This window comes from Wolbachia endosymbiont of Oedothorax gibbosus, assembly GCF_936270145.1.
Classification (GTDB): domain Bacteria; phylum Pseudomonadota; class Alphaproteobacteria; order Rickettsiales; family Anaplasmataceae; genus Wolbachia.
This window is the reverse complement of record NZ_OW370537.1, coordinates 531,849-556,648: the sequence shown is the minus strand read 5'-3', so window position 1 is coordinate 556,648 and position 24,800 is coordinate 531,849. Positions and strand designations below refer to the sequence as shown.

At 34.9% G+C, this 24,800-nt stretch carries 18 protein-coding genes and 4 pseudogenes; 6 read left to right on the top strand and 16 right to left on the bottom strand.

Going from position 1 to position 24,800, the window contains the following annotated elements:
* Window positions 1-66 precede the first annotated feature (66 nt).
* A protein-coding gene (locus tag NBW37_RS02775; protein WP_250295836.1) for an IS630 family transposase occupies window positions 67-1,078 on the top strand; the annotation gives its coding sequence in 2 pieces (ribosomal slippage) (window positions 67-579 and window positions 581-1,078; 1,011 coding nt in all).
* Between the two features lie 11 nt (window positions 1,079-1,089).
* On the opposite strand, the pseudogene NBW37_RS02770 reads toward NBW37_RS02775, so the two are convergent.
* The 8 genes and pseudogenes from NBW37_RS02770 to NBW37_RS02735 all read right to left on the bottom strand — a co-directional run.
* Window positions 1,090-1,470, bottom strand: a pseudogene (locus NBW37_RS02770) (Rpn family recombination-promoting nuclease/putative transposase); the annotation flags it as partial.
* A 108-nt stretch (window positions 1,471-1,578) separates the two neighbouring features.
* Window positions 1,579-2,355 carry a hypothetical protein gene (locus NBW37_RS02765; protein WP_250296806.1) on the bottom strand — a complete coding sequence of 259 codons (777 nt, stop codon included), beginning with the start codon at window positions 2,353-2,355 and terminating at the stop codon, window positions 1,579-1,581.
* 65 nt (window positions 2,356-2,420) lie between these two features.
* Entirely contained in the window at window positions 2,421-2,810 is a 390-nt protein-coding gene (locus NBW37_RS02760; protein ID WP_250296805.1) for a phage tail tube protein, read from the bottom strand.
* Window positions 2,785-3,195 (bottom strand): tail completion protein gp17, encoded by a 411-nt coding sequence (gene gp17, locus NBW37_RS02755; RefSeq protein WP_250296804.1) that lies wholly within the window; start codon window positions 3,193-3,195, stop codon window positions 2,785-2,787. The genes NBW37_RS02760 and gp17 overlap by 26 nt, the downstream gene beginning before the upstream one ends.
* Before the next feature lie 386 nt (window positions 3,196-3,581).
* A pseudogene (locus tag NBW37_RS02750) lies at window positions 3,582-4,153 on the bottom strand (IS5 family transposase); the annotation flags it as partial.
* Window positions 4,154-4,161: 8 nt separating this feature from the next.
* Window positions 4,162-5,173, bottom strand: a protein-coding gene (locus NBW37_RS02745; protein WP_250295836.1) for an IS630 family transposase whose coding sequence is annotated in 2 segments (ribosomal slippage) — window positions 4,162-4,659 and window positions 4,661-5,173 — 1,011 coding nt in all. Because the reading frame shifts where the segments join, the coding sequence is not laid out codon by codon here.
* 78 nt (window positions 5,174-5,251) lie between these two features.
* Window positions 5,252-5,509 (bottom strand): annotated as a pseudogene (locus tag NBW37_RS02740) (helix-turn-helix domain-containing protein); the annotation flags it as partial.
* A gap of 18 nt (window positions 5,510-5,527) precedes the next feature.
* Window positions 5,528-5,830 (bottom strand): head-tail connector protein, encoded by a 303-nt coding sequence (locus tag NBW37_RS02735; protein WP_250296982.1) that lies wholly within the window; start codon window positions 5,828-5,830, stop codon window positions 5,528-5,530.
* Between the two features lie 129 nt (window positions 5,831-5,959).
* Between NBW37_RS02735 and NBW37_RS02730 the strand changes: the two genes are divergently transcribed.
* Window positions 5,960-6,971, top strand: a protein-coding gene (locus NBW37_RS02730) for an IS630 family transposase (RefSeq protein ID WP_250295836.1) whose coding sequence is annotated in 2 segments (ribosomal slippage) — window positions 5,960-6,472 and window positions 6,474-6,971 — 1,011 coding nt in all. Because the reading frame shifts where the segments join, the coding sequence is not laid out codon by codon here.
* Window positions 6,972-7,165: 194 nt separating this feature from the next.
* On the opposite strand, the gene NBW37_RS02725 is transcribed toward NBW37_RS02730, so the two are convergent.
* From NBW37_RS02725 to NBW37_RS07865, 3 genes and pseudogenes are all read right to left on the bottom strand, one after another.
* Window positions 7,166-7,477 carry an ECH_0659 family protein gene (locus NBW37_RS02725; protein WP_250296802.1) on the bottom strand — a complete coding sequence of 104 codons (312 nt, stop codon included), beginning with the start codon at window positions 7,475-7,477 and terminating at the stop codon, window positions 7,166-7,168.
* A gap of 141 nt (window positions 7,478-7,618) precedes the next feature.
* Window positions 7,619-9,124, bottom strand: coding sequence for an ankyrin repeat domain-containing protein (locus NBW37_RS02720; protein WP_250296800.1), 1,506 nt, complete (start codon window positions 9,122-9,124; stop codon window positions 7,619-7,621).
* 466 nt (window positions 9,125-9,590) lie between these two features.
* A pseudogene (locus tag NBW37_RS07865) lies at window positions 9,591-10,488 on the bottom strand (IS5 family transposase).
* A gap of 297 nt (window positions 10,489-10,785) precedes the next feature.
* Here NBW37_RS07865 and NBW37_RS02705 point away from each other — a divergent pair.
* On the top strand, window positions 10,786-12,189 hold the full coding sequence (locus NBW37_RS02705; RefSeq protein WP_250296799.1) for an NAD(P)H-dependent flavin oxidoreductase: 1,404 nt from the start codon (window positions 10,786-10,788) through the stop codon (window positions 12,187-12,189).
* A 150-nt stretch (window positions 12,190-12,339) separates the two neighbouring features.
* On the opposite strand, the gene NBW37_RS02700 is transcribed toward NBW37_RS02705, so the two are convergent.
* The 3 genes from NBW37_RS02700 to NBW37_RS02690 all read right to left on the bottom strand — a co-directional run bounded on the left by NBW37_RS02700 (window position 12,340) and on the right by NBW37_RS02690 (window position 18,522).
* Window positions 12,340-13,851, bottom strand: a complete 1,512-nt coding sequence (locus NBW37_RS02700; RefSeq protein ID WP_250296798.1) for an ankyrin repeat domain-containing protein — start codon at window positions 13,849-13,851, stop codon at window positions 12,340-12,342.
* A 57-nt stretch (window positions 13,852-13,908) separates the two neighbouring features.
* On the bottom strand, window positions 13,909-15,078 hold the full coding sequence (locus tag NBW37_RS02695) for a multidrug effflux MFS transporter (RefSeq protein WP_250296797.1): 1,170 nt from the start codon (window positions 15,076-15,078) through the stop codon (window positions 13,909-13,911).
* Between the two features lie 231 nt (window positions 15,079-15,309).
* Window positions 15,310-18,522: a glycoside hydrolase/phage tail family protein gene (locus NBW37_RS02690; RefSeq protein WP_250296796.1), complete on the bottom strand. Its 3,213-nt coding sequence runs from the start codon at window positions 18,520-18,522 to the stop codon at window positions 15,310-15,312.
* 486 nt (window positions 18,523-19,008) lie between these two features.
* Here NBW37_RS02690 and NBW37_RS02685 point away from each other — a divergent pair, with 486 nt between their 5' ends.
* Window positions 19,009-20,031 carry a hypothetical protein gene (locus NBW37_RS02685; RefSeq protein WP_250296795.1) on the top strand — a complete coding sequence of 341 codons (1,023 nt, stop codon included), beginning with the start codon at window positions 19,009-19,011 and terminating at the stop codon, window positions 20,029-20,031.
* 5 nt (window positions 20,032-20,036) lie between these two features.
* Here NBW37_RS02685 and dcd read toward each other — a convergent pair whose 3' ends face one another.
* Window positions 20,037-20,594 carry a dCTP deaminase gene (gene dcd / locus NBW37_RS02680; RefSeq protein ID WP_250296794.1) on the bottom strand — a complete coding sequence of 186 codons (558 nt, stop codon included), beginning with the start codon at window positions 20,592-20,594 and terminating at the stop codon, window positions 20,037-20,039.
* 133 nt (window positions 20,595-20,727) lie between these two features.
* On the opposite strand from dcd, the gene NBW37_RS02675 reads away from it, so the two are divergent.
* Both NBW37_RS02675 and NBW37_RS02670 read left to right on the top strand, forming a co-directional pair.
* On the top strand, window positions 20,728-21,744 hold the full coding sequence (locus NBW37_RS02675) for a substrate-binding domain-containing protein (protein WP_250296793.1): 1,017 nt from the start codon (window positions 20,728-20,730) through the stop codon (window positions 21,742-21,744).
* 27 nt (window positions 21,745-21,771) lie between these two features.
* A complete protein-coding gene (locus NBW37_RS02670; RefSeq protein ID WP_250296792.1) occupies window positions 21,772-23,223 on the top strand; it encodes a TrkH family potassium uptake protein in 1,452 nt (483 codons plus the stop codon).
* A 117-nt stretch (window positions 23,224-23,340) separates the two neighbouring features.
* Here the strand turns inward: NBW37_RS02670 and mgtE are convergent, their stop codons facing one another.
* Window positions 23,341-24,711 carry a magnesium transporter gene (gene mgtE, locus NBW37_RS02665; protein ID WP_250296791.1) on the bottom strand — a complete coding sequence of 457 codons (1,371 nt, stop codon included), beginning with the start codon at window positions 24,709-24,711 and terminating at the stop codon, window positions 23,341-23,343.
* Window positions 24,712-24,800 lie beyond the last annotated feature (89 nt).

The following is a 24,800-nucleotide window of genomic DNA, read 5'->3' as shown; positions in this document are numbered from 1 at the left end:
ACTAATAGATAGACAAATAGTAAAAACTACAAATAATTGAGGCTAGAAAGAATAAATATGTAGTTTATGGCAGGAAAAAGTAAAGCAATAGGAGAAGAACTATATAATCAATGCAAGTTAGAATTAAAAAAATATGGAATAAGAGGAGAGATAGGAAGAAGGTTACAAGCAATAATATCAGCAAAGGAGTATGGTATCTCAAAAGTTGCTAAAATATATAGAATTACGAGAACGACATTAATGAAATGGATTGCAAGATTTAAAGAAAAAGGTGTTATTGGGTTTGCAATACAGCCAGGGCGAGGACCTAAACCAAAACTGAACGAGGAGAAGAAGGAAAAAATAAGAGAGGTAATAGAAGAAGATGGGGCAAATCTGACTGCTAAAAAATTGCAAGGTATAGTTGAAGGAATGTTAGCTATCAAAGTAAGTGAGTCAACGGCGAGAAGGCTTATGAAGAAGCTAGGATTTACATATATCACACCTCGTCCAGCACATTATAAACAAGACAAAAACAAACAAGAGGAGTTCAAAAAAAATCTCAATGAAATTGTGGAAAAGAACCGGAAAAAGGAGGTTTTTTTTCGATGAATCGAGATTTGGAACGCACTCAAAAGTTGGACATGGATGGTTTAAAAAGGGCTCAAGAACACAAGTTAAAGTAAAAATCGGAAGAGAAAACTTCTATCTTTACAGCGCTGTAAATCCCAGGAATGGAGAGGATATTAGCCTACTTGCTCCACATGTAAACACAGATTGCATGAACATATTTTTGGAGCAGATGTCGAAAGATTTGGGGACTAGAGAAGCTTTTCTTATCATGGATTGCGCAAGTTGGCATAGGTCTAAAGGTTTAAAAACTCCTGAAAATATCACCATAATTTATTTGCCGCCGTACTCGCCTGAGCTCAATCCTGTGGAAAGATTTTGGCAACATTTAAAGGAAAATATAATAAAGAACAAGATGTATGACTCTATTAAATTACTTGAAAATGCTGTATCTGAATTTATTCGAGATATTACGGAAAGTTCGATCAAAACCATTTGCTCTGTGAATTATTTGTCTAGTTATTTATGAGGGTTGGTATGAGGAAATAAAATACAGTTCGATATTGCAATAAAGAAAATCTTCTGTAAATTAGCGTATCTACTAGATTGTCTTGAATAAGCTTTGGCAGCGTAATATTGAGCACGTTTTTCAAAGCCCTTGTCGCGAGTAAGCTGCATTTCGACCACAAATCTGTTACCAACAGAATCCTGACAGAGAACATCAACTATACTTTGTCTCTCAGAGGCAATTTCAGGGTTCATAGTGGTGCTGATGAATTCTATTTCTTGTATAGTATTAACTTCAGTACACCCTAAAATATCGTTCAAAAAATGAATAAGAATATTCTTATTTCTCTCAGTACCAAATATTTTTTTAAATGTTAGGCCCAATTTTGGATCGAGAAACTTAGAAAAAGCCATAAGAAATCCACTTAGAAAGCATTAATAATTATACACACAATTGTTCAATCCTATTTTTAAGTATTACAACTTTTGACCTAAAAGATAGAGAGAAATCAGAGAGTAAGTCTACACAGATCGACCCTTTTGTGGATCTGCGTTTCTGCTTTCCTCAATTTGTTTTGCAAAAGATGTTTCCTGCTTCTGAAGTGGTTTAGCAATTTCACGCACAACAGCAGCAACTGCTGTTAAAAATGTTTTTAACAATGCACCTAAAGCTCCACCAACTGCTTCCCTGCCATATATATGAGCTTGCTTTTCGTTACCGTCAGCAGTTTCCCCTGCCCTCCTTCTTGGATCCATCCTATGAGCAATCACCGAAAACAACACTCCCCTGATTGAAGACTTCACTCGTTTTTTTGCTTCATCATCATGTGCTGTTTCATGTCCATGATTTAAGTGTTTAGCGTTCATTAGTTCCTTTTGTTGCTGGGCAAACATGCTACTTAACACTTCTTCTATCACTTGCTTCCTTCTTTTCTCTCTAACTCTTTTCATAGATTCTGATTTATCGCGAGTATGCTTTGTGGTTTCAAATTCTGCATCAATATCTTCAGATGCAGCCTGACTATATAAAGTCTCTATGAGCCTGTCTATGCTTCGCTTTATTTGCATAGTCCTTTCGTAACTATCCGAATTATCAATTCCTTCGTCGATCTGATTTAGAATATCCTCAAAAACTTTCAAATAGTCTTGAATATACTGTATTATGTATTGCTTATCTTCCTCTTTGTGTTGTGCTTCTTGATCTTGCTGATTTTCATTTTCTAAACTTTTCTCTCTTTTATCATCGTTATTTTCTTCAATATTATCACCGTCTTCCTCGAAAAGGTCTTTGTCGTTCATGATTTTTTTTAATTTAGTTAAAATTCCCACCAGTTACTATTGTATACGAAAAAATTAAATTAACATTAATGAAAAGCGTTTACAACTTCAGCACTCGCTAAAACGACAGTAAAGCTGTCAAAAGTAACAGGATCATAATACCTCTCATACAATTCAACTGAACACTTAAGCCTTATCTTTTCCTTAGCATTAAAACTAATTTCATAATCATTATTAGAGTTTAGCATAGCAGAATTACGTAATAATTCATCAGCTAATACAGAGTCTAAAATTCCATTAATTTTTATCGTAATATGTCTGCTTCCAGCAGAATCCAATACTTTTCTCCAACCAAAAGAAGAAATATCTTTTACCTCTTCTCTGTTATTACGCAAAGTAAACCTTAGGTTTCGTATATTATTTAACACGATAAAATTATTGTCATGATCTTTAATTTTTAGCTGTAATTTGCTCATTATCGCCTCCTTTCATTAAAATATCAAAATTAATTGTTGAATGTAAAATTTCATCATGCTGACTCATAGTACAATTACTTTCCAAAATAGTTTCATTATCAGAATATTTAATACTCTTAAGTATCAAGTTAATATGCCTTATAATGGCAAACATACTGTCTATATGATAAGTATATATGTCGCATGAAAATCTTGCCTTTGTAGCAAAATTGGACAGCATATGCAGGTTATTATAATTCACTACGCGCAATCTTAGGTAAGGAATGGTGACCTGTTTAGGTAAGTAGTCATAAATGTTAGTAACATATTTCCTTAAATCAGAGTTTGCTTTTAATGCTGCATAAATGCTACTGTACAACTCGTTTATAGCTTGAATTTTTTCCATGATTAACCCTCGAAAGATATATAGAAACTCGTCATCCCGCTGCTTGTTAGCGGGATCTATGTTAAGAGATACCGCGAATGAATCGCGGTATGACGATAAGGTTTATACCTCGTCATCCCGCTGCTTGTTAGCGGGATCTATCCGTAACGGTATGACGTAGTAGCCCAGTTTGAATGACAAGAAAGAGCTACAAAACAACCTTTGGTTCGCGAAATGGAGAATACACCTTCTTCACTTCAGACAAATGGCTACTTACCTCCGATTCACGATCTTTGTAAATAGCAGAAACATGCAGCATAATACCTAGTTTTATCTGCTCAGGAACATTGTCATAGCCAGCCTCGTATACAACATCAATTCTTATTGCATTAGACTTCTTTCAAAATTCATGAAAGGAGCTCTCTATTGTGAATAGAGGCAATCAAATTAAATCTTAAGCCAAAACGTTTTCGTCGATTTCTATATCTGTCAGAAATGATTTTAAACCTTTTCAATAAGCCGATTACGTTTTCAACTACCACTCTTCGTATAGAGAGAGATCTATTTTCTGCTTTTTTCTCCTTTGATAAAGGATTCTTTTTTGATCTTCTATGTGGTAATTCAACATTTTTATGTATCTTTTGCATTCCTCTGTAACCAGAATCAGCTAGGATCTTAGTTTGCGGTAATATTGCTATCTTTGATTCTCTAAACATCCGAAAATCATGTTTTCTACCATTGGAGAAAGATGTACATACGACCTTTTTACTCTTCTTCTCTGTTACTATTTGTGTTTTTATAGTATGCCTTTTTTTCTTTCCAGAGTAAAAGCGCTTTTGCTTTTTTTTGGCCTTTCTACTGCTGTTTCAGTTCCATCTATTACCAAAACTTCGTATTCTACATTACTATTTAATAGATCTTTTTTTCCTGGTAATGCAAAATCTGGATGTTTTATTAATGTGTCTTCTACCCACCTTATACCAACCCTCATAAATAACTAGACAAATAATTCACAGAGCAAATGGTTTTGATCGAACTTTCCGTAATATCTCGAATAAATTCAGATACAGCATTTTCAAGTAATTTAATAGAGTCATACATCTTGTTCTTTATTATATTTTCCTTTAAATGTTGCCAAAATCTTTCCACAGGATTGAGCTCAGGCGAGTACGGCGGCAAATAAATTATGGTGATATTTTCAGGAGTTTTTAAACCTTTAGACCTATGCCAACTTGCGCAATCCATGATAAGAAAAGCTTCTCTAGTCCCCAAATCTTTCGACATCTGCTCCAAAAATATGTTCATGCAATCTGTGTTTACATGTGGAGCAAGTAGGCTAATATCCTCTCCATTCCTGGGATTTACAGCGCTGTAAAGATAGAAGTTTTCTCTTCCGATTTTTACTTTAACTTGTGTTCTTGAGCCCTTTTTAAACCATCCATGTCCAACTTTTGAGTGCGTTCCAAATCTCGATTCATCGAAAAAAAACCTCCTTTTTCCGGTTCTTTTCCACAATTTCATTGAGATTTTTTTTGAACTCCTCTTGTTTGTTTTTGTCTTGTTTATAATGTGCTGGACGAGGTGTGATATATGTAAATCCTAGCTTCTTCATAAGCCTTCTCGCCGTTGACTCACTTACTTTGATAGCTAACATTCCTTCAACTATACCTTGCAATTTTTTAGCAGTCAGATTTGCCCCATCTTCTTCTATTACCTCTCTTATTTTTTCCTTCTTCTCCTCGTTCAGTTTTGGTTTAGGTCCTCGCCCTGGCTGTATTGCAAACCCAATAACACCTTTTTCTTTAAATCTTGCAATCCATTTCATTAATGTCGTTCTCGTAATTCTATATATTTTAGCAACTTTTGAGATACCATACTCCTTTGCTGATATTATTGCTTGTAACCTTCTTCCTATCTCTCCTCTTATTCCATATTTTTTTAATTCTAACTTGCATTGATTATATAGTTCTTCTCCTATTGCTTTACTTTTTCCTGCCATAAACTACATATTTATTCTTTCTAGCCTCAATTATTTGTAGTTTTTACTATTTGTCTATCTATTAGTGGAGATTGGTATTATTATTTTAAAACAGTTGCTTTCACTCATGCCATAACTTTGTCCTATATGAAAATATGTACGATATTCTCTCATATATTCCAGTGCCATAAGTAATCTATCTTCTATACAAAGTTTGCTTTTTCTTCCACTTCTAGCTTTTTTCCTTTTATCCTCCTCATCTAGAATTTCTACCATTCTCTTAAATGTTGATTTTTTTACCCCCGTTAAACGTCGAAACTTTTCTCCTTCTAACTTTTCTATTTCCTTATATTTCATGCTTCCAAATACTTGATCTTACTCTCTCTCCCTCAATTTTGAAAGAAGTCTATTCAAATAATTGAAAAACTCAACGTAGCCCCCTACATCACTAAAATAATACTTAAGTGTTCTCTTCTCTTGACCTTTAGACATCATTGCAGTAGCCAATACTATCTTACTCACAGGGCCATAGCTTAAATAGATCCTACGAGGTACATAATCTTCATATGAAACTTGCCATGTTTGTTTCACCAGTGACTTTTCCATATGCCACTCAGCATAATCAGTTGCCATAAAAATTAGATCTGAAATCAACTTATCATCCTGGTCGTTCTCAATACGTAAAAAAGATTTAACCTCTTCTAAAGTAACTGGAAAAGATTCAGGCTTATACCAATCTCCACTAATAGATAGACAAATAGTAAAAACTACAAATAATTGAGGCTAGAAAGAATAAATATGTAGTTTATGGCAGGAAAAAGTAAAGCAATAGGAGAAGAACTATATAATCAATGCAAGTTAGAATTAAAAAAATATGGAATAAGAGGAGAGATAGGAAGAAGGTTACAAGCAATAATATCAGCAAAGGAGTATGGTATCTCAAAAGTTGCTAAAATATATAGAATTACGAGAACGACATTAATGAAATGGATTGCAAGATTTAAAGAAAAAGGTGTTATTGGGTTTGCAATACAGCCAGGGCGAGGACCTAAACCAAAACTGAACGAGGAGAAGAAGGAAAAAATAAGAGAGGTAATAGAAGAAGATGGGGCAAATCTGACTGCTAAAAAATTGCAAGGTATAGTTGAAGGAATGTTAGCTATCAAAGTAAGTGAGTCAACGGCGAGAAGGCTTATGAAGAAGCTAGGATTTACATATATCACACCTCGTCCAGCACATTATAAACAAGACAAAAACAAACAAGAGGAGTTCAAAAAAAATCTCAATGAAATTGTGGAAAAGAACCGGAAAAAGGAGGTTTTTTTTCGATGAATCGAGATTTGGAACGCACTCAAAAGTTGGACATGGATGGTTTAAAAAGGGCTCAAGAACACAAGTTAAAGTAAAAATCGGAAGAGAAAACTTCTATCTTTACAGCGCTGTAAATCCCAGGAATGGAGAGGATATTAGCCTACTTGCTCCACATGTAAACACAGATTGCATGAACATATTTTTGGAGCAGATGTCGAAAGATTTGGGGACTAGAGAAGCTTTTCTTATCATGGATTGCGCAAGTTGGCATAGGTCTAAAGGTTTAAAAACTCCTGAAAATATCACCATAATTTATTTGCCGCCGTACTCGCCTGAGCTCAATCCTGTGGAAAGATTTTGGCAACATTTAAAGGAAAATATAATAAAGAACAAGATGTATGACTCTATTAAATTACTTGAAAATGCTGTATCTGAATTTATTCGAGATATTACGGAAAGTTCGATCAAAACCATTTGCTCTGTGAATTATTTGTCTAGTTATTTATGAGGGTTGGTATTAGATTTACGTTGCACATGTATTCTTGGTGAAGTAGATCTTGTTGACATGATAACCCTCCTTTTTGATATAGCTAGAATAAGTAAGGTTTACCTCGTTTATCGTGGGGCAAATCTTACTTACTTTAGCTATACAGCTTGCATGCAACATTAAGTTAGATTGGCGCAGCAACAACTCTGAGTGCTTTATCGTATGAATATATTAAGAAGAGAACGTATTAAAGCTGTTTCTCCTTTTTTGTTGATAAAATTTGAACTTATAGCATATTCAACTAGGCTGGATTTTAGTAGATTAACATTTTGAGAATGAATATTATTGAAGATGGAGTTTAACTCTTTAGCAAGCAGACTGCGAAATTTTTGCACACTGTCATATGCGATATTTTCAAGTTCATGTGCAAATTTATCTTGAGCTATAGTTGTTATATCTTCAATTTCCTTATCAAACTCCTCTAGCTTTTTTTCGTTATTTTTAAAATTTTTCGTAAAAGTTTTCATATCAATTAAACTCAACTACTATTATGATTATAATGATAATGAAAAACTACCGAAGTAAAAAATTCACACTACTGTGTAACTTGCAAATACTTTTTACTAGATTCCAGCGTTACGCCCTGGAATCTATAGCAAGTGTACAAATTAAATTTTACAAACACCACGTTGTGCTGAACCTATATCCACTTCTTTCAATTCAGTGTCAGGTTTTGTTGACATTGCGTATGTAATGCCACCTGCTATCAGTGCAGATACCACAGAAGCTGCAACTATTAATAGAGCAGACAATCCGGAAGCAATACTAAGAGCAGCACCTACTACTAACATAGCTGCAAGGCTCGCATAGGCAACTTTTGGGGAAAATTGTCTTTTTCCTACTTTTTCTAGCGACACTTCATTTGTTTTTGTTTTGCCTAGTTCACCCTTAAGTGGTGTGTTTTCATTCTCCAGACTTTTTATTTTTTGTTCTAGTGATTCTTTCTCTTCATTGAATTCTTTCAACTTAGTCTCATGTTCAGCTATGCAACTTTTTGATTCTTCTAGTTCCTTTTGCGTTTTTTCTAACAACACTTCTGCTTTAGAATGCTTATTTTCGTTTTCTTCTAATTCGCTATTAAGTGTTGTATTTTTACTTTTTAGATCTTGTATTTGTTGTTTTAGTGATTGATTCTCTTCATTGAGTTTCTCCAGTGTGTCCAGCCTAGCCTCTTGCCCAGCTATGTCATTCTTTAGTTCCTTTTGCTTTTTTTCTAGTAACACCTCTTTAGTTTTTGTTTTGTCTAATTTATCCTTAAGCGTTGTGTTTTTACTTTCTAGATCTTGTATTTTTCGTTTTAGTGATTCACTCTCTTTTTGGTTTTGTTTCTTCAGTGCTTCCAATGTAGTCTCATGTTCAGCTATACAACTTTTTGATTCTGCTAGTTCCTTTTCTAATTTTTTCAATTCTTCATTTTTTGCATCAATGTCTTCTTCACCTTCTGATTCAGTACATATTCCACTGTCGTCACTACTACTACTTTCATTTAAAGAGGTAGAGGTCTGTTTACTACTACATATAGCATTTATTTTTTGCGGTAACTCAAAATTTTTTATCATATCCTTAACACTTTGGCGTTGCTCATCTACTGTACTGTCACTACTTTCATCAAAAGAGGTCCGTTTATTAACACTTTCTAGTGCAGCAGTTGCATTATTTCTGTTCACAACTAAATCTTCTGGAGTTTTGTCTTTATTCTTTTCTAATTTAAGATTTGCTTTAGCATCTAGTAAAAGCTGCTTTATCTCTTGATTACTATTCGAAGTAGCAATGTCCCAAGGAGTCAGTCCAGAGTGATCTTTCATAGTAGCACTTACTTTATTTTCCAGTAGGAGCTTCACCATTAGTGCATTACCGCATTGTACAGCAAAATGTAATAATGTACCTCGTGCTGTAGTGCCATCTGGCATTTGCAGCTTAAATTCGTGGTTTTTATAAAAACTGTGAGATTTAAATATGTTATATACTATTGTATATGGAGAATCTATTCCGTTCTCATCACTCTTTTCTTTTAATTTATCTCGTACTTTTTTTAATACATTATCACTGCTTAAGTCTTTGCTTTCACTTACTTCTCGTATTATTAAAAAAAACTTTTCCTTTTCTATTGCCATAACCTTTACACCTAATTTATTTATTATTGCTGAACAGTCTCACAAAAAAGTTAAGTTTGTCGAAATTCCATGTTTGATCTAAAAATTAGTCATAAACATTTTCTATGCAAGTAGCTGACACTGGTTCACTTTACGATGATGTCATCCCAGTCCCCTATAATGTCATCCCAGTCCCCTATAATGTCATCCTAGTCCCCTATAATGTCATCCCAGTGCGTGACACTGGTTTCCATCCAAGACGGTGTCATCCAAGTAGCTGACACTGGGATCTAGCAAGCTTTGCTTGCAAATAAGTCTAATACGCGTCGCGTTTTATGCCAAAACACAATTGGAGTTACATGCAAAATAGATCCCAGTGTCAAGCACTGGGATGACATCATCCTTTTTTTTGGATTCCAGATGGCTTTGTTGCATCGCTCTTCGGATAGTAGGTAACGTACAATAAATTCATGAAGCTATCTCAAACTTAGCCATCAGTAAATTTGTTAAGCAAATAACACTTGAGTAGCAGTTCCTTCTCACGATTAATCTCAGATTTGCTCCTAAAACTAAACCCAAATATTCGCTTCAACCTTGAGAAAAATCCTTCAATATACGATCTTTTTCCGTAATTTACTTCTTCTTTCCATCTTTTTATACCATTCTCACCATGTAATTTCATTAACTGAATAGCGGCATTTCTATCAAGCATATAATCCAATTTTGGATGCTCTGCTGCGTTGTTTTTCGGAGGAATTTTCGTTTTTATACCATATTGATTACACAGCTTATAGAGCTTTTCTCTGTCATATGCCCTATCTGCATATAGTACTTTTATGACATACTGAAAATCAACTTCTTTTAGCAAATCACAAGCTCCATAGTGATCAGAGTAGACACCGTTACTGTATTTTACAGCTATGGCTTTTTTGCTGTTTGTATTCAACATTACATGCAATTTTCTTGTCTGTTCATAGCTGCGATACTTTCTATCTTCGCTATTTTCTTTGCTATGTGTTGTTGTATATACTAATTCCTGTACTGTCTATAGCAATTTCGATATCTTCCATATTATTTTCTGCAATCATTGATCTTAATATTGAGTTTCTTTTGATGCTTGTGAATAGCTGATAACTTGCAAATTTTTCCCAATTTGCTCAAGGTATCCTGCTATAAACCCAACTCAGGCCTATTCTAAATAAACAAGTTATTATGTGCACCAAAATTACAACTTTATCGCTATAAATATTGTTGCCACCTGGTATTTTTGAACCATTCTCGTACCACTTTTCTATGGCTTCGTTGATATAATGAAAAATATTTCCTCTTTTTTCTAGAAATTTGTTATATTCGCTATGGTTACTGACCCTCATTTTTTGTGGCATATTTTTTCTTTCAAGGTTAAATGGCTATTTTATAATGAATTTTGTCAGTAGCCACCAGATTTTTTCAGTTGCTATGCAACAAAGCCCACTGGGATCCAGGAAAATTGATTGTGCACTATAGCAACATTTTTGATCAAAAACTGGATTCCAGACTGGAATGACACCCTTCCGATGGGAACTGCTCTCAAACTACAACAGCATGAGTAGCTATAGAAGCTTTAATGATACAAGAAAAAATAAACAGCTATCATTTTTTTAGTAATTAAGTAAAATAGAGTGAAAGATTGCGAGGAAGTTTTGAAAAATAAGATAAAAAAGATAGTAATTTCAGGAAAGGAAGTGTGGCCAATCATCGAGGGCGGCAAAGGCATTGCAGTTAGTGATGGAAGATCAAGCGGAGCATTTGCTGCAGCAGATGCTGTGGGTACATTTTCTGGTGCAAATGCTAAGCTTATTGATGATAATGGCGAGTTAGTGCCACTAATTTATAAAGGCAAAACAAGAAATGAAAAGCATAGTGAATTGATTGAGTATAGTATTGAAGCTGGAATTAGTCAGGCAAAAATAGCAAATGAAATATCAAAAGGCCATGGAAGAGTACATATGAATGTGCTTTGGGAGATGGGAGCAGCAGAACGCGTGCTTCATGGCATATTAGAAAAAGCAAAAGGCTTAGTTCATGGCATTACCTGCGGTGCTGGTATGCCTTATAGGCTTGGAGAGATTGCAGCTAAATATCAGGTTTATTATTACCCTATTGTCTCATCGGTGCGTGCTTTTAAAGCGTTATGGAAGCGTGCTTACCAAAGAATATCTTCCTATTTGCTTGGTGGAGTAGTGTATGAAGATCCATGGCTTGCTGGAGGGCACAATGGACTCAGTAATAGTGAAAACCCGGAATTACCACAGGCTCCATTTGAAAGAGTTGCAGAACTTAGGTCTTTCATGAACGAGATCGGTCTTTCAGAAACACCAATTGTTATGGCAGGAGGAGTGTGGCATTTGAAAGATTGGGAACATTGGCTTGATAACCTACGAATTGGACCAATAGCTTTTCAGTTTGGTACTCGTCCACTTTTGACGAAAGAAAGCCCAATTTCTGCAGAGTGGAAAAAGAAGCTACTCACTTTAGAAGAAGGTGATGTATTTTTAAATAAATTCAGTCCAACAGGGTTTTACTCATCTGCAGTAAAAAATAACTTCATACGTGAGTTGCAGGAACGGAATTCACGTCAAATAAAGTTTTCAGAAAATGCCAGCGAAGAATTCAGTAGTGAATTTGCAATGGGTAGCAGAGGTAGGAAGATTTACCTTACTGCAAAAGACAAAGAGCTGGCAAACGTATGGACTAAAGCAGGATATACAGAAGCAATGAAAACTCCAGATTCAACTGTTATTTTTGTGACACCGGATAAATTTGCGGAGATAAGACAAGATCAAATCAATTGCATGGGATGTTTGAGCCATTGTTTGTTTAGCAATTGGAAGGATCATGGCGACCATTCAACAGGACGAAAGCCAGATCCACGGAGTTTTTGCATACAAAAAACACTGCAAAACGTTATACACGATGGTGATATTGAGAACGAACTCATGTTTTCCGGGCACAATGTGTACAAATTTAAGCAAGACCCATTTTATGAGAATGGCTACGTACCGACAGTAAAAGAACTGGTGGAAAGGATATTGATTGGGTATTAAGTTATGATTAATTTGACAAGAAGACACTACTTTGTTATAATAAGTATTTGTTAATTTAATCTTAATTTAGAGGGAATATCTATGCCAGAGAGTAGTAGTGTTTTAAAAAGGTATGCGTTAGCCTATCAAGTCTAAACTATTATACTTTAGCTATATTATGTCATTGTCTACTTGATTATTCGGTGGTTCTGACACAACTGCTTGGTCAGATTCAGGTAGTGATTGTGTTGGCTCATCAGATCCAAACAACCATGAAAAAAACCCACCAAAAAATGATGCAATTAATGAAAAAGGCTTCATAAGTATACTAAACAAACTACCAAAAAAAGAGCTCGGCTGTTCTTCTGTTTGTGCAGGTCCTGTGGAAACAGGCTGTGCAGGTTCTGTGGGAGCAACATCTTCTTCTTCCTCCTCCTCTTCCTCTTCTTCTTCTTCTTGAACCCCTTCACTATCCTTCAGTGATTCATCCACTGGATTAGATTTTTCTGTGGGTTGCAATAGAGTTTTTATTTTGTCATCAGTGGCCAAATCGAAAGCAGTCTTTCCATCTTCATCTACTGCATTAACGTTGATTCCATTTGCTTTTAATAGAGCTTCTACCACATCTTTATGGCCATTTACAGCAGCCAAATGTAAAGGAGTCCTGCCGCGGCTATCTGCTATATCAACCTTCGCCCCTTTATTTAATAGCATTTCCACCATATCTTTTCTGCCATATTTGGCAGCTAAATGTAAAGGAGTCTTGCCATTTGCTTTTACTGCATTAACACCATCAGATGAAAATTTTAAGAGATTTTTTAAAAGATGTTCATTGTTCGTGTAAACAGCTTCATGTAAACCCCCTTTGTAAAGCTCTTCTTCTTTAACAAAGGCCTCTTTTATCGGGTTGTTATCAATACCATCAGATCTGTTAGTGTAGGATACATCAGTAAAATTCTTTACATTCTTTTCATCGATACCAGCCCTTATATGTATGTAACCTTGATCGTTTTTAACAAAATCTTTTCCTAATGATCGATAATGATTAATAATTTTCTCTTCTATTGATTGATGAGATTCTTTGATATCTTCTATAATCTTATTTACTTCTGTTGGTGAGAAGTTATAAACTTCGGGGTTGTTAAGGAAAGATTTCTCATCATCCGAAGAAACAAAGAGTGGAGGATATACACGATAATTAAAGTCTTTATATTTAAATGTAAGTGGTCCAGTTCCTATTAAATCTATTTTATGATTTCTATCAAGTTGTGATAAGAGATTATTCCATTTATCTTGGTTAAACTGATCGATATCAAGCCATGAGTAAACTAATACTTTATCTTGAACGCTTCCAAATCTTACATGAATACTGTTCTTCCAGTACTTCTCTTGACCGCCTTCTATTTCTCTTTTTTTGAACTTGTCAGTATCAAGATTTGTAATATCAAAAATATCGATCCACACACTCTTGATATTATTGTCAGTGTGTCCCGAGAAGATTTTTCTAACCTGATCAATATTGTTAGCTAAATTCATTCTTTCACCCCCATTTAGAGAGCAATGAGAGTTTATCACAATGTTAGTTAGTTTATCTTGGTAATCATGGTTTAATATTTGGCTACCAGAAAAATATTTACTTTTAGCATAGAATTTTCCTTCTTCTTTAATACTTATATTACTCACCCCACACCTCCTATAAAATTATATTATCACGGCAAAATCATTAATAACCCATGAACTCTATGTTCCTGGATCACGCAAATAATGCCCGTGTTTTTCAGTACATTTGAGCCGGCTGTACATAAGAATCGCAATTGTAGAGCATACTATTGTTAATAGTAAATTTGGTAAAATACCATAGCGAAAAAATTTTCCTACTATATATATTCCAATGGCCCCAAACATCATATTGCAGAATGAGAGGACTGCACTACCAAGCCCTATACCTTTGATCGTTTCTAAAGCAGAAGTTACGTTATTGCTTATTATTAATGCAAGCCCAATATTGGCTGGAATCCAAACAGTTTGAAGAATAAATACGTTTAATTTGTTTATAGAGTAAAAATATACCAATAAACTATCAGATATTATCGGTAACACCAAACCTATTATTAGCATCTTGCTAACCCCTATTTTTGGTACATACCTTCTATTGATTAAAGTTCCAATTATGTAAAATATAACTATGATTGATATGAGATAGCCAAAATATTGTACTTCAACACCCATTGACTCAAATATAAACGGGTAATTAGCAATGTATGCCCAAAGCCACATGAAAGTTAATCCATGAATGGCTGAAAACCCAAGGAAACGATAATTTCTAAATATTGATATATATTGCTTGAAGATATTAATACTGGCTTTACTTTTATCTACAGTGAGTGTTTCTTGTAACTTAAAGTAAATAAAAATAAGCATAGCAATTGCCGTAAGTGATATAATAAAAAACAAAAATTTCCAACTATACCCATGTGAAATTATATAACTGCCCACCACTGGAGCTATTCCAGGTGAAAGCGCTACTACCATATTTAACTTTGAGATTACTCTTGAGTATTCACTACCTGAGTACATATCCCTTATTGCTGCATACCCAACAACACCTGCAACACCAGCTCCAGCTCCTTGTATAAAGCGAATTAGTATCAAGAGCGCAATACTGTCGGCTATATAACACATGACACTTGCCAAAGTAAAAATTGTCATACCAATCAGCATCATTGGACGCCTACCATAATGGTCCGATAATGGACCATAAATTAATCCAGATACCGCAAATCCAACTAGATTTAAGCTAATTGTAAGCTGCACTACACTGCCTTCTACTTTAAAATAATTGGCAATGCTTGGTAGTGCAACTGAGTACAAATCAGTTGCCATATCGACAATTGCTACAGACAATATCATAATAAGAGAGATGATATTTTGCGAAAGAGCTGTTTTCACTTAATGATTTATTGGTAAATATACTTAATTATAATGTATTTTTTTCATTAGTATAAGTACAATGTTACATAGTAAACGATGTCATTCGAGTAGCGGACACTGCCCTCCTTTGTCATCCGAGTAGCTGACACTGGGATCTTAAGCTAAAAGTACGAATTTCAATATCTTATCTTCAATTATTCAAGTTTAAGTTTAAATATTGAGCATCAGGACCTTCGCCTCCGTGTTATCCAATGAATCACCATAAGTAACTGCTTTAAGGAAGAACTTTTTCCCCCTTTGCACTTCGAAAGATATTATTGAATCATCAAGTAAGGTAAATTTCTCACCTCCTATATGCTCATGCTCTTTAGTGCCTTCTTGCCCTCTAATCAGGTTACTAAGCTTATATTTATTTTTATCTATAAGTTCAGCACTCTGGAATTTCACTATCTCTTTTCCGATTAATGCTGAATTTGAATCGATAATTCCTAGCAGCTTACCAAAACGTAATACTATTACAAGCCCCTCGTCGGTAGATTCCATTACATATCCGTAAGTAGACTGCTTGTTTGTGCTTGCGATAGGCTTATAATCCTTATCGTTGTACGAAATAAAGAGTGTTGCTCCTTTCCAATTCTTTTCCTCGCTAATTAAAGTAAAGCTTGTGGTATTATCTTTAACATGCGGTAAATCTATCATTTCTATGATGGTTTTGCTAACGTGAGAGGGAGGGTATTCCTTCAGCATAAGTGACCTTGTTGAAGGAAAAGAAAGCTTATATATAGAGCGATCATAGCCAACACCAATTACTTGAATCGACATGCTTTCAAATTTTGTTTTTATAATTCTCACCGTATGCTTTTTCTCACCGTCTAAAATCGTTATTACATCACTTGGCACAAGCCACGCATATTTTATCGACAGCTTGAAATTGTATATATTTCTCTCTTGCCACGAAGAATAAAGTAAAACCTCAGCTATATTTTGCGCCTCTCCCTCCTCCATAATGAGCGGTATTTCAACTGTTATAGCAGTGCCTTGCTTTGGCAACTCAGCGTATTTAACATCAATTGGATAGCCAAAATTGCGATTAAAATAAACGACGTTAACTTTATTGTTTAAATCTAATTGACTGATATTAGCAAGTTTTGAATTGTTACTGAAAACCGTTTCACCAATTGGCACTACAGTTGTAACTCCCCTGCCCTTTTGGACAAATTTCAGTTTAGAGCCCTGTTCAACCACATCAAAAAAATAGCAACTTTGCAGCATTTTAATAATTGAACGTACGGATTGCTGATCGTTTATCACATATCCAGACAATAACCCTTTGACATTGCTTATATCGAACTGATCGCTTTTTAAACCTGCTTTTTGTAATAGATCCGATAAAACATCGGAAATATTAAGCTGTGAAAGCTTTCCCTGAATCCAATGGCCTGTCTGCCAGTTATGGCAGTCAGTCCACATATCACACAAATTGGGGAAATAAGGAAATGGCCTTGCATCCCACGCCCAGAGAAACATTTTTTCTACCATTTCCGAGCTTTGCCACTTCTTTAGCGTTCCTTCAATTGCAATTTTTTGCGAAAGAAAGCTCACCTCTCCGTTTGAATATCGCGGGTATTTGCTCTCTATGCTGTTTTTATCAACAAACACATTTGGCTCATTAGTGCAGCCGTTCATACTGGGAAATCCATACTCAGTAAACCATATTTTTTTCATTTTTGGTTGCCATTTCGTTTTACTACCACCTGGATTTATGTGAGTTTCACTCCACCATTTTGCTATGTTTTTCCACGCATACCTGCTGTCGTTATACTTTACTTTTTCAGGCTCACTCTTTGAGTAATCATAGAAATAATCATACCCCACTCCACTGCTCCAACCCACCATTACATCTTCCGCAGAATAGCCAAAAGGAGGTTCTGGCCCATCAGTTAGTGGAAAATAAGCATCTATGCCAACAACGTCGATATACTCTGAAGACCACAGTTCATCCATATTATACCAACCATCATATGAGTGGTATTCGCTCCAATCAGCAGCGTAAGTTACCGTTACTTCTTTTCCAAGCTGAAGTTTTATTCGCTTTGCAAGCTTAACTAGCTCTGCCACTGCAGGATAATTCCCTTGTTCATCTCTAATTTTGGTAAGTTGCGCAAATTCAGATCCGATGATAAACCCTTCCACTTTAGTTTGTTTGGCAATGCTTGCATAATGCTCTATAAATTTGTTATATTGATTCTCAAAAAAATCACTTATATCCCCAGGGGTCCCGCTCAATTTTCCTCGCCACTCTTTGTTCTTTGTGTCAAGCAAGGGCATTGGATAGAGCATCACCTTGTAGCCTCTGCTGCGTAACTCTTCTATATATCTTATCAGCGCTGCATCACTAACTGTGCCACCATACCTTGGGTTTCCACTCGCATCTTTTGAAATTAGCTGAGCATTATCTCTGGTACTACCTCCTACTTGCCAATTATTAGGCACAACTGCAGAATCATCTTGAAATTCAACTGCAGGGTATATTTTACAATCTTTAATGTTCAGATCATTCACAAACCAATTGACTACTACCGATACCCACTCAACATTTGGCAAATCTTCTTTTAATTGATCCAAAGAAAGCATTGCATCGCTCTTTTTAGTGTGATTATTATGATTTACCCTTTGTGCCAGTCCATATGGGATATATTGGTTGCTGCTTATTTTCTCTTGCGCGATTTTCTTCTGTATTTTTGTATCATATACAAACTCTCCTGAGCCTGGTATTATATTGATATTCCGAATATTTTTCGCTACTGAAAATTCATTTGACTTTACTGCAGTCCGCACTTCAAATGTAAATACCGGAACACGATTATTATAGTCTGCTAAAGGAAAATTCTTGATGACTATGTAAGATATTCCCCTATAAGCCGGCACATTTCCCTCTCCTTCAATTGATGATATGAATGGATCAGGATTTTGGTCTTCTCTGCCGCTGTAAAAAGTATAATCTATTTCATCAAAGCTAAGTGATGTTGTATCTGCCCAGATTCTGTTTAATTTTTCTACTTTCCCCTTGCAGATCGCAATTGCAAGCGTTGCATAGTAATTATACTCAACATTCATACCTCTTCCAATTTTGCTTTTGGTGGTTATCGCCTCTTCTTTTATTGGCTGCGCCCAAATAATGTTCCCTGCAATGCGAGCAGTGCCATAGATAATTGGTATCGTTCTGCCGTAGGTTGAGGTTTGAACTTGCAGATTTTTTAGTCTCGCACCATGCGTTACTTTCTGCTCGGCTTCAAGGCCGAACATTGCCCCATCTAGCTGTGCACCAAGAAGAGCACCAAGTTCTGAGCCGATAATCCGGCCAATTGGCCCAAAAATGCTGCCTGCTTGACCGAAAATTGATGATAAAATTATTGTGGACATGATAATCCTCCTTTATTAGTGTCATCCCAGTGCATGACACTGGGATGACAGCAGTCCTACGTCATACCGCGATTCATTCGCGGTATCTCTTAACATAGATCCCGCTAACAAGCAGCGGGATGACGGTTGTCAGGGTGTCATCCGAGTAGCATCCTTTTTTTGTCATCCAAGTAGCGTGACACTGGGATCTACTCTTAAAATAGATCCTATGGTCAAGCCATAGGATGACAAAAACGGTACAGTCCGCGGTAGCGCGTGACACTGGGATGACAAGAAAGGGGCTACTTGGATGACAGATACTATGATAAGAAATTCAATAATTTACAATAAATAGTTGAGGTTTTTAATTAAGAAAAATACATGAGTGAATCGTGTAGCTATAATCATTGTAAGCAACAATGAAAAAGTGCGGAAGTAGAAATTTGGGTTGACAAAACAAGAAAAAATATAGTATATTAATAATATTGATATTAACTTAAACTAATTATGCCAGCAGTAGTAAATACACCAGACAACATACAAAGACCGTCAAAATTAAAAAAAGCAAAAGAAATTCTGCTAGCTCCTGTAAGGTGGCTAATCATAGGTTTATCTGTAGTACTTTTGATAATATTTCTTATTTCTCTTTTTGTGTTTTGCTTAATCGCCAAGGTGTTGATTAAGCTATATCTTTTTGCAGGAGGCAAAATGCCGGAATGGTTAGAGCAAAGAGCTGAAGCATTTATGGAGGCAGCACGTATTCCACAAACAACGCATGATACTAATGTAAATGATGCAATTAATATTAACGTTCAAAAGCTAAAAGAAAACTATGGCGAGCCTGATGTTGATGATAAGTTTATAGAGGAAATAGAAGGATTTATTGATCAGTTAGAGTGCATAGCAAATGGTGCGCAGAAAGCTGCAGATAAAGATCAACTTACAGAAGATGAGAAAAAACATGCACTTGAGTGCTTGGAGCGTATAAAAAATAACCCTGATACACATAGTGGAAGCGGGTTAACATTGAAGCAAGTTTTAAATTTAGCTTGGAAGGCTTGCAACGATCAAACTGGAGCAAATAATATAGCTATTAATACCCGCATATCACAGAGAAAATATCAACTGGTTAAACATTTAGTAGAATCGCAAACAGAATACGGAGTGCATGGTGGTCGTGGTTCAAGTGCATGTTTTACTGGTACCTTCAACAGTATTGTCTCTTCCTTGTACACTTTTGAAGAGTTTTCCTTCTTGCAAAAAGCAGATAAGAATACTATAAAGCAGGAATTTGAAAATGAGCTGCAAAAAAAGGGAGAAGAACTATTTAATCAGCTTTCCAATGATAAAGAAAAAAAAGAAGTTGCAGAAGCTTTAAGTAATCCTTCTACAGGTTTCTTTTTAAACTATGTCGAGCCATTTAAAAACCACCCTGCACGTGCAGTTTTAGGTGATAAAAAATGCGACGAATTAGTTAAAACTCATTTTAGTAATCTTCAGTACAATAAAACAATATCACGCTTTACCTAAAGTAATCACTTAACTAACGGCAAAGTGATACCATGCTGATTCATATATTTTCCTTTCATATCATCATATGATTTTTCACACTCACTTTCGCTGCTTAAAAATACGAATTGGCATGCGCCTTCATTAGCGTAAATTTTTGCAGGAAGTGGAGTGGTGTTTGAGAATTCGAGTGTGACATGACCTTCCCATCCAGGTTCTAAGGGAGTAACGTTTACTATAATTCCACACCTTGCGTAAGTTGATTTACCAACACAAATGACCAGTACATTTCTTGGTATACGAAAATATTCCACTGTACTTGCAAGCACAAAGCTATTTGGTGGAATTATGCATACGTCTGTTTCTTTATCTATAAAACTATTCTCAGAGAAATTTTTAGGGTCCACGATGGCTGAATTAACGTTAGTAAAAATTTTAAATTTATTATCCACTCTTGCATCATACCCATAAGATGATAGTCCAAAAGATATGACACCTTTGCTGCTTTTGTGATCCACAAAAGGCTCTATCATTCCAAAATTTTCAGCTTTTTCTCTTATCCATTTATCTGGCATAACTGCCATAATTGCCCCTTAAAGTTGTGTAATACTTACAATAATATAAAATAAAATTTAAATGTAAACTGTAGCATGCAATTAAAGCTTTTCAGTTTGATTTTTGTTATAATAATTAGATTTATGTTCTTAGCTAAAAACAATGTTTAGAAATTTTCTTCTGATTTTTGTATTCGTATTATTCACGCCGCTGTCAAATGCTGATGCCAGGAAATACATCAGAATTGTTGGATCTTCAACCGTTTTTCCTTTTATCTCGTTTATAGCCGAGGAGTTCAATCGTGTATTCTCTTTTAAGACTCCAGTTGTAGAATCAATAGGAAGTGGATCAGGGTTCAAAATGTTTTGCTCAGGAATAGGGGAAGACACGCCAGACATCACCACTTCATCTCGCCCTATGAAGGAAGTAGAAAGAGAGCTATGTAAAAGGAATAAAATTAATGAAGTGATAGAGATCATCATTGGCTATGATGGAATTGTCATTGCAAATTCAAATCAAAGCCATAGATTTGATTTTACAAAGAAGGACTTATTTGAAACTTTATCTGCATATTCTCAAGAAAATGATAAATTAGTAAAAAATAATAAGAAGTTTTGGTCTGGTGTAAATCAAGCCTTACCAAAAACAGAAATTGAAATTTATGGTCCACATCAAAATACAGGCACATACGAAACTTTGGTTAATTCTATTATGCTTGATCAATACTCATGTATGAACTCGAGAATTTTCAAAGAGAATTATAAAGATCAGGAAGAAAGAAAGAAAGCATGTGGTAATATAAGGGATGACGGAAGGTATATAGAAGTTGGAATTAATGAAAACATAATAATACAAAAATTGAAAAGTAACAGGAACGCTTTAGGGATATTTAGTTTTAGCTTTTTAATGAGGAATCAAGATAAAATACAAGGAAGCACAATTGCAGGAATTGAGCCAACTTACGAAAATATATCATCGGGAAAATATATATTAGCAAGACCTCTATACCTTTATATAAAGAAAGAACACTTAGATACTGTTGATGGATTAAGAGAATTCATAAAAGAAATTATAGATTCGATCGGCATTGAAGATGGGTACCTATCTAGGCTTGGTCTGATCCCACTTTCAAGTGAAGACATGAAAAAAGCTTCAGCAAAGGTTTATGATATAGTGTAATATCTTTTTGCTCTGGAAAGTAACTCTATGAAAAATCATCAATGTTTACAAACTTTACGTTCAATTGTATTTATTGTGGGAATATTCCTATTGCTGTTTAGCTTAGCAATGCTTATTCCTGCTGTTACCAATAAGTATCTCAGCTACGAATGGAAAAATTTTCTCGCTGGGTTCATAATTACCTGCACATCTGGCGTAATTTTTATTTTACTCGGTAAATTAAATGGCATGCCGGCAATTTTTGCGATTACTAGTTGCACCTGGATTGCCTTGTCTCTGTTTGCAGCTATTCCTTTCTATTTTGATAATCTGAGCTATATTGATGCATTATTCGAAACGATATCTGGCATCACAACCACAGGGGCAACTATATTTAATGATATTGAAAAACAATCTCCAGGAGTACTGCTATGGAGAGCAATGCTACATGGCATAGGTGGTTTTGGTGTAATCACTTTAGGAATTGCAGTTTTCCCTATGCTTAAGATTCTCAGCCTAAATAATTTACTTTATTCTGAATATTCAGATGCCACCAAAAGAAAATTGCCGAATACGCGAAGTGTAGTGATTCATGTTACGGCAATATATTATGGCTTAATTTTGTTATGCATATTTTCCTATTATCTAGCTGGTATGCCACTGTTTGATGCAATATGTCACGGAATGTCCGCTGTATCAACTGGTGGATTTGCTAACTATAATGATTCTATAGGGTACTATAATAACCCTATGTTAGAAGTCATAACGATCATTTTTATGATTTTGGGTTCTCTGCCTTTTCTTAGCTATTTAAAAATTATAAGACGATTAGACATTTGCTATGATGAGCAGGTCTCTTACTTTATTAAGATAGCTATTGTTTCATCTTTATTTGCTTGTTTTTGGTTGTATAAAAATGTTGATTTAGGAGTGTCATCATCATTTAGATGCAGCACATTTACCATCGCTTCCTTGATTACGTCAACTGGTTATGCAATCTGTAATCATATAGATTGGAGTTTCATTTCAGTCTTAGCTTTTTTTCTCACCTTTGTTGGTGGATGTAGTGGTTCTTCAAGTGGTGGTGTCAAAATCTTCCGCTTGATTGTTCTTTTAAGGTCTATAAGAAATTACTTTTACCTTTTATTAAACCCAGGTGCAGACAATAGAGTAAAATTCAATGGAAAAACCCTGGAGAATGATGAAGTTTATTCTGTCTTTATATTTTTTGCAATTTTCATGTTAACGTTTACCATTTCATCAGTAGTGATGTCTTACTTAAGCAATGCAGACTTTATAACTAGCATCAGCTCAGTCTCTGCAACGCTTACAAATTCTGGCCCGGGATTTAGTAATTTAATAGGCCCTTCAGGTAACTATTCTTCTTTCAGTAATGAAGTAAAATTATTTCTATCGTTTTTAATGCTGCTTGGCAGACTTGAAATATTGCCAATCTATTTTTGTATAGGTAATCTATTCTTATTTAATAGAAAGAAATAGTTGGTGAAATTTGATATTATAGCTAAACTGACTTACGACAATTTGAAAAACCTTCATTCCGCTACTTGTTAGCGGAATCTATGCCGAGATACCGCGGCGGTATAGCTATAGATAGTATTAGCTATTTAATAAAAAGATCGTAGCTAAACCAAGAAATATAAGAGCTGAGAGAATATCAGTTGTTGCCGATGTTAGGATTGAAGAAGAAACGGCAGGATCGGACTTTAAACGGTGAAGCATTATAGGAATGAAAGTTCCAATGAACGTTGCAATAATTGACATCATAATCATGGAGACCACAAAAATCATCTCCACTTTGAAACTGTGAAATCTAATTACTAATACTACAAGTGAAATAGTAGATAAAATTATCCCGTTTATAAGACCTATTAAAAATTCTTTTACAAGTATTCTTTTTGCATTTTGCTCAGTTAGATATTTTGTTGCGATTGCCCGGATGGTTAGCGTTACTGTTTGGGATCCTGCATTTCCACTCATTGATGCAATTATCGGCATGATTATTGGTAGTACTATAAAATTTTTTATTACATCATCGAAAAAGCCAACTACTATGGAACACATTGTTGCAGCTAAGAGGTTAAACAGTAACCAAGGTAGCCTTTTAATTATAGTTTTATGTATAGGGGCATTTATATCGGCTTTAGAAGATACACCGCTTATTTTTAGTACATCCTCTTCTGTTTCTTGTTGAACAACTTTTATCACATCTTCAATTAAGATCACACCAATAATTTTACCATTCTTATTTACTACCGGAGCCGATAATAGAGAGTAATCTTTAAATATTCTTGCTACTTCCTCTTGGTCTACTCCAGTTTTAATGATTTTTATGTCATGATCCATTATCTCTTTTATTATTGTGTCTCCTGAGTGAGATATTACCTTATTTAAATTAACACTGCCTATAGGCTCTAATTTTGAGTTGATAATGAATATCTGGTAAAAATTTTCTGGTATTTTTTTATAGTTGCACAAAAATTCTGTCAGTTGATTTATTGTCCAATAATATGGAGCTATAACCATATCTTTATGTATTAACCTTCCTGCACTTTCTTCTGGGTATGAGAGCAACTCCTCTACCGATTTCTGAGTCTTGCTGGGCAGGTAGTAAAGTATGTTCTCTACAGACTTTCTATCCAAATCTTTTACTATGGTTACTATATCTTCTACATCAAGGAGCATTAGTAACTTTGCTGTATTTTCTATTCCCAATGTTTCTATGATCTCTATTTGTAAATCTGGCACTACATGCACTAGGGCATCACTTAACAAATGTTGATCGAGGATATTAACTAGTTTCTCCCTGTGATCACTGATTGAAGTAGATAAAAAATAAGCTAACTGAACGCTATCTATCGTTTTTACAATATTACGAACATTTTCTAATTCTTGATTATCGAGTGACTCTATTAAGTCATCAATAGCCTTTTTGTCTAAACCATAATGAGAACTTGTTTTAATATTCATTATTTTACCCTTAAATATACGTGCTTGATTCTGTTGAGCATTAAAGTATAATAAGATTATTTCAAATTAACTACTATATGGTTAAATTT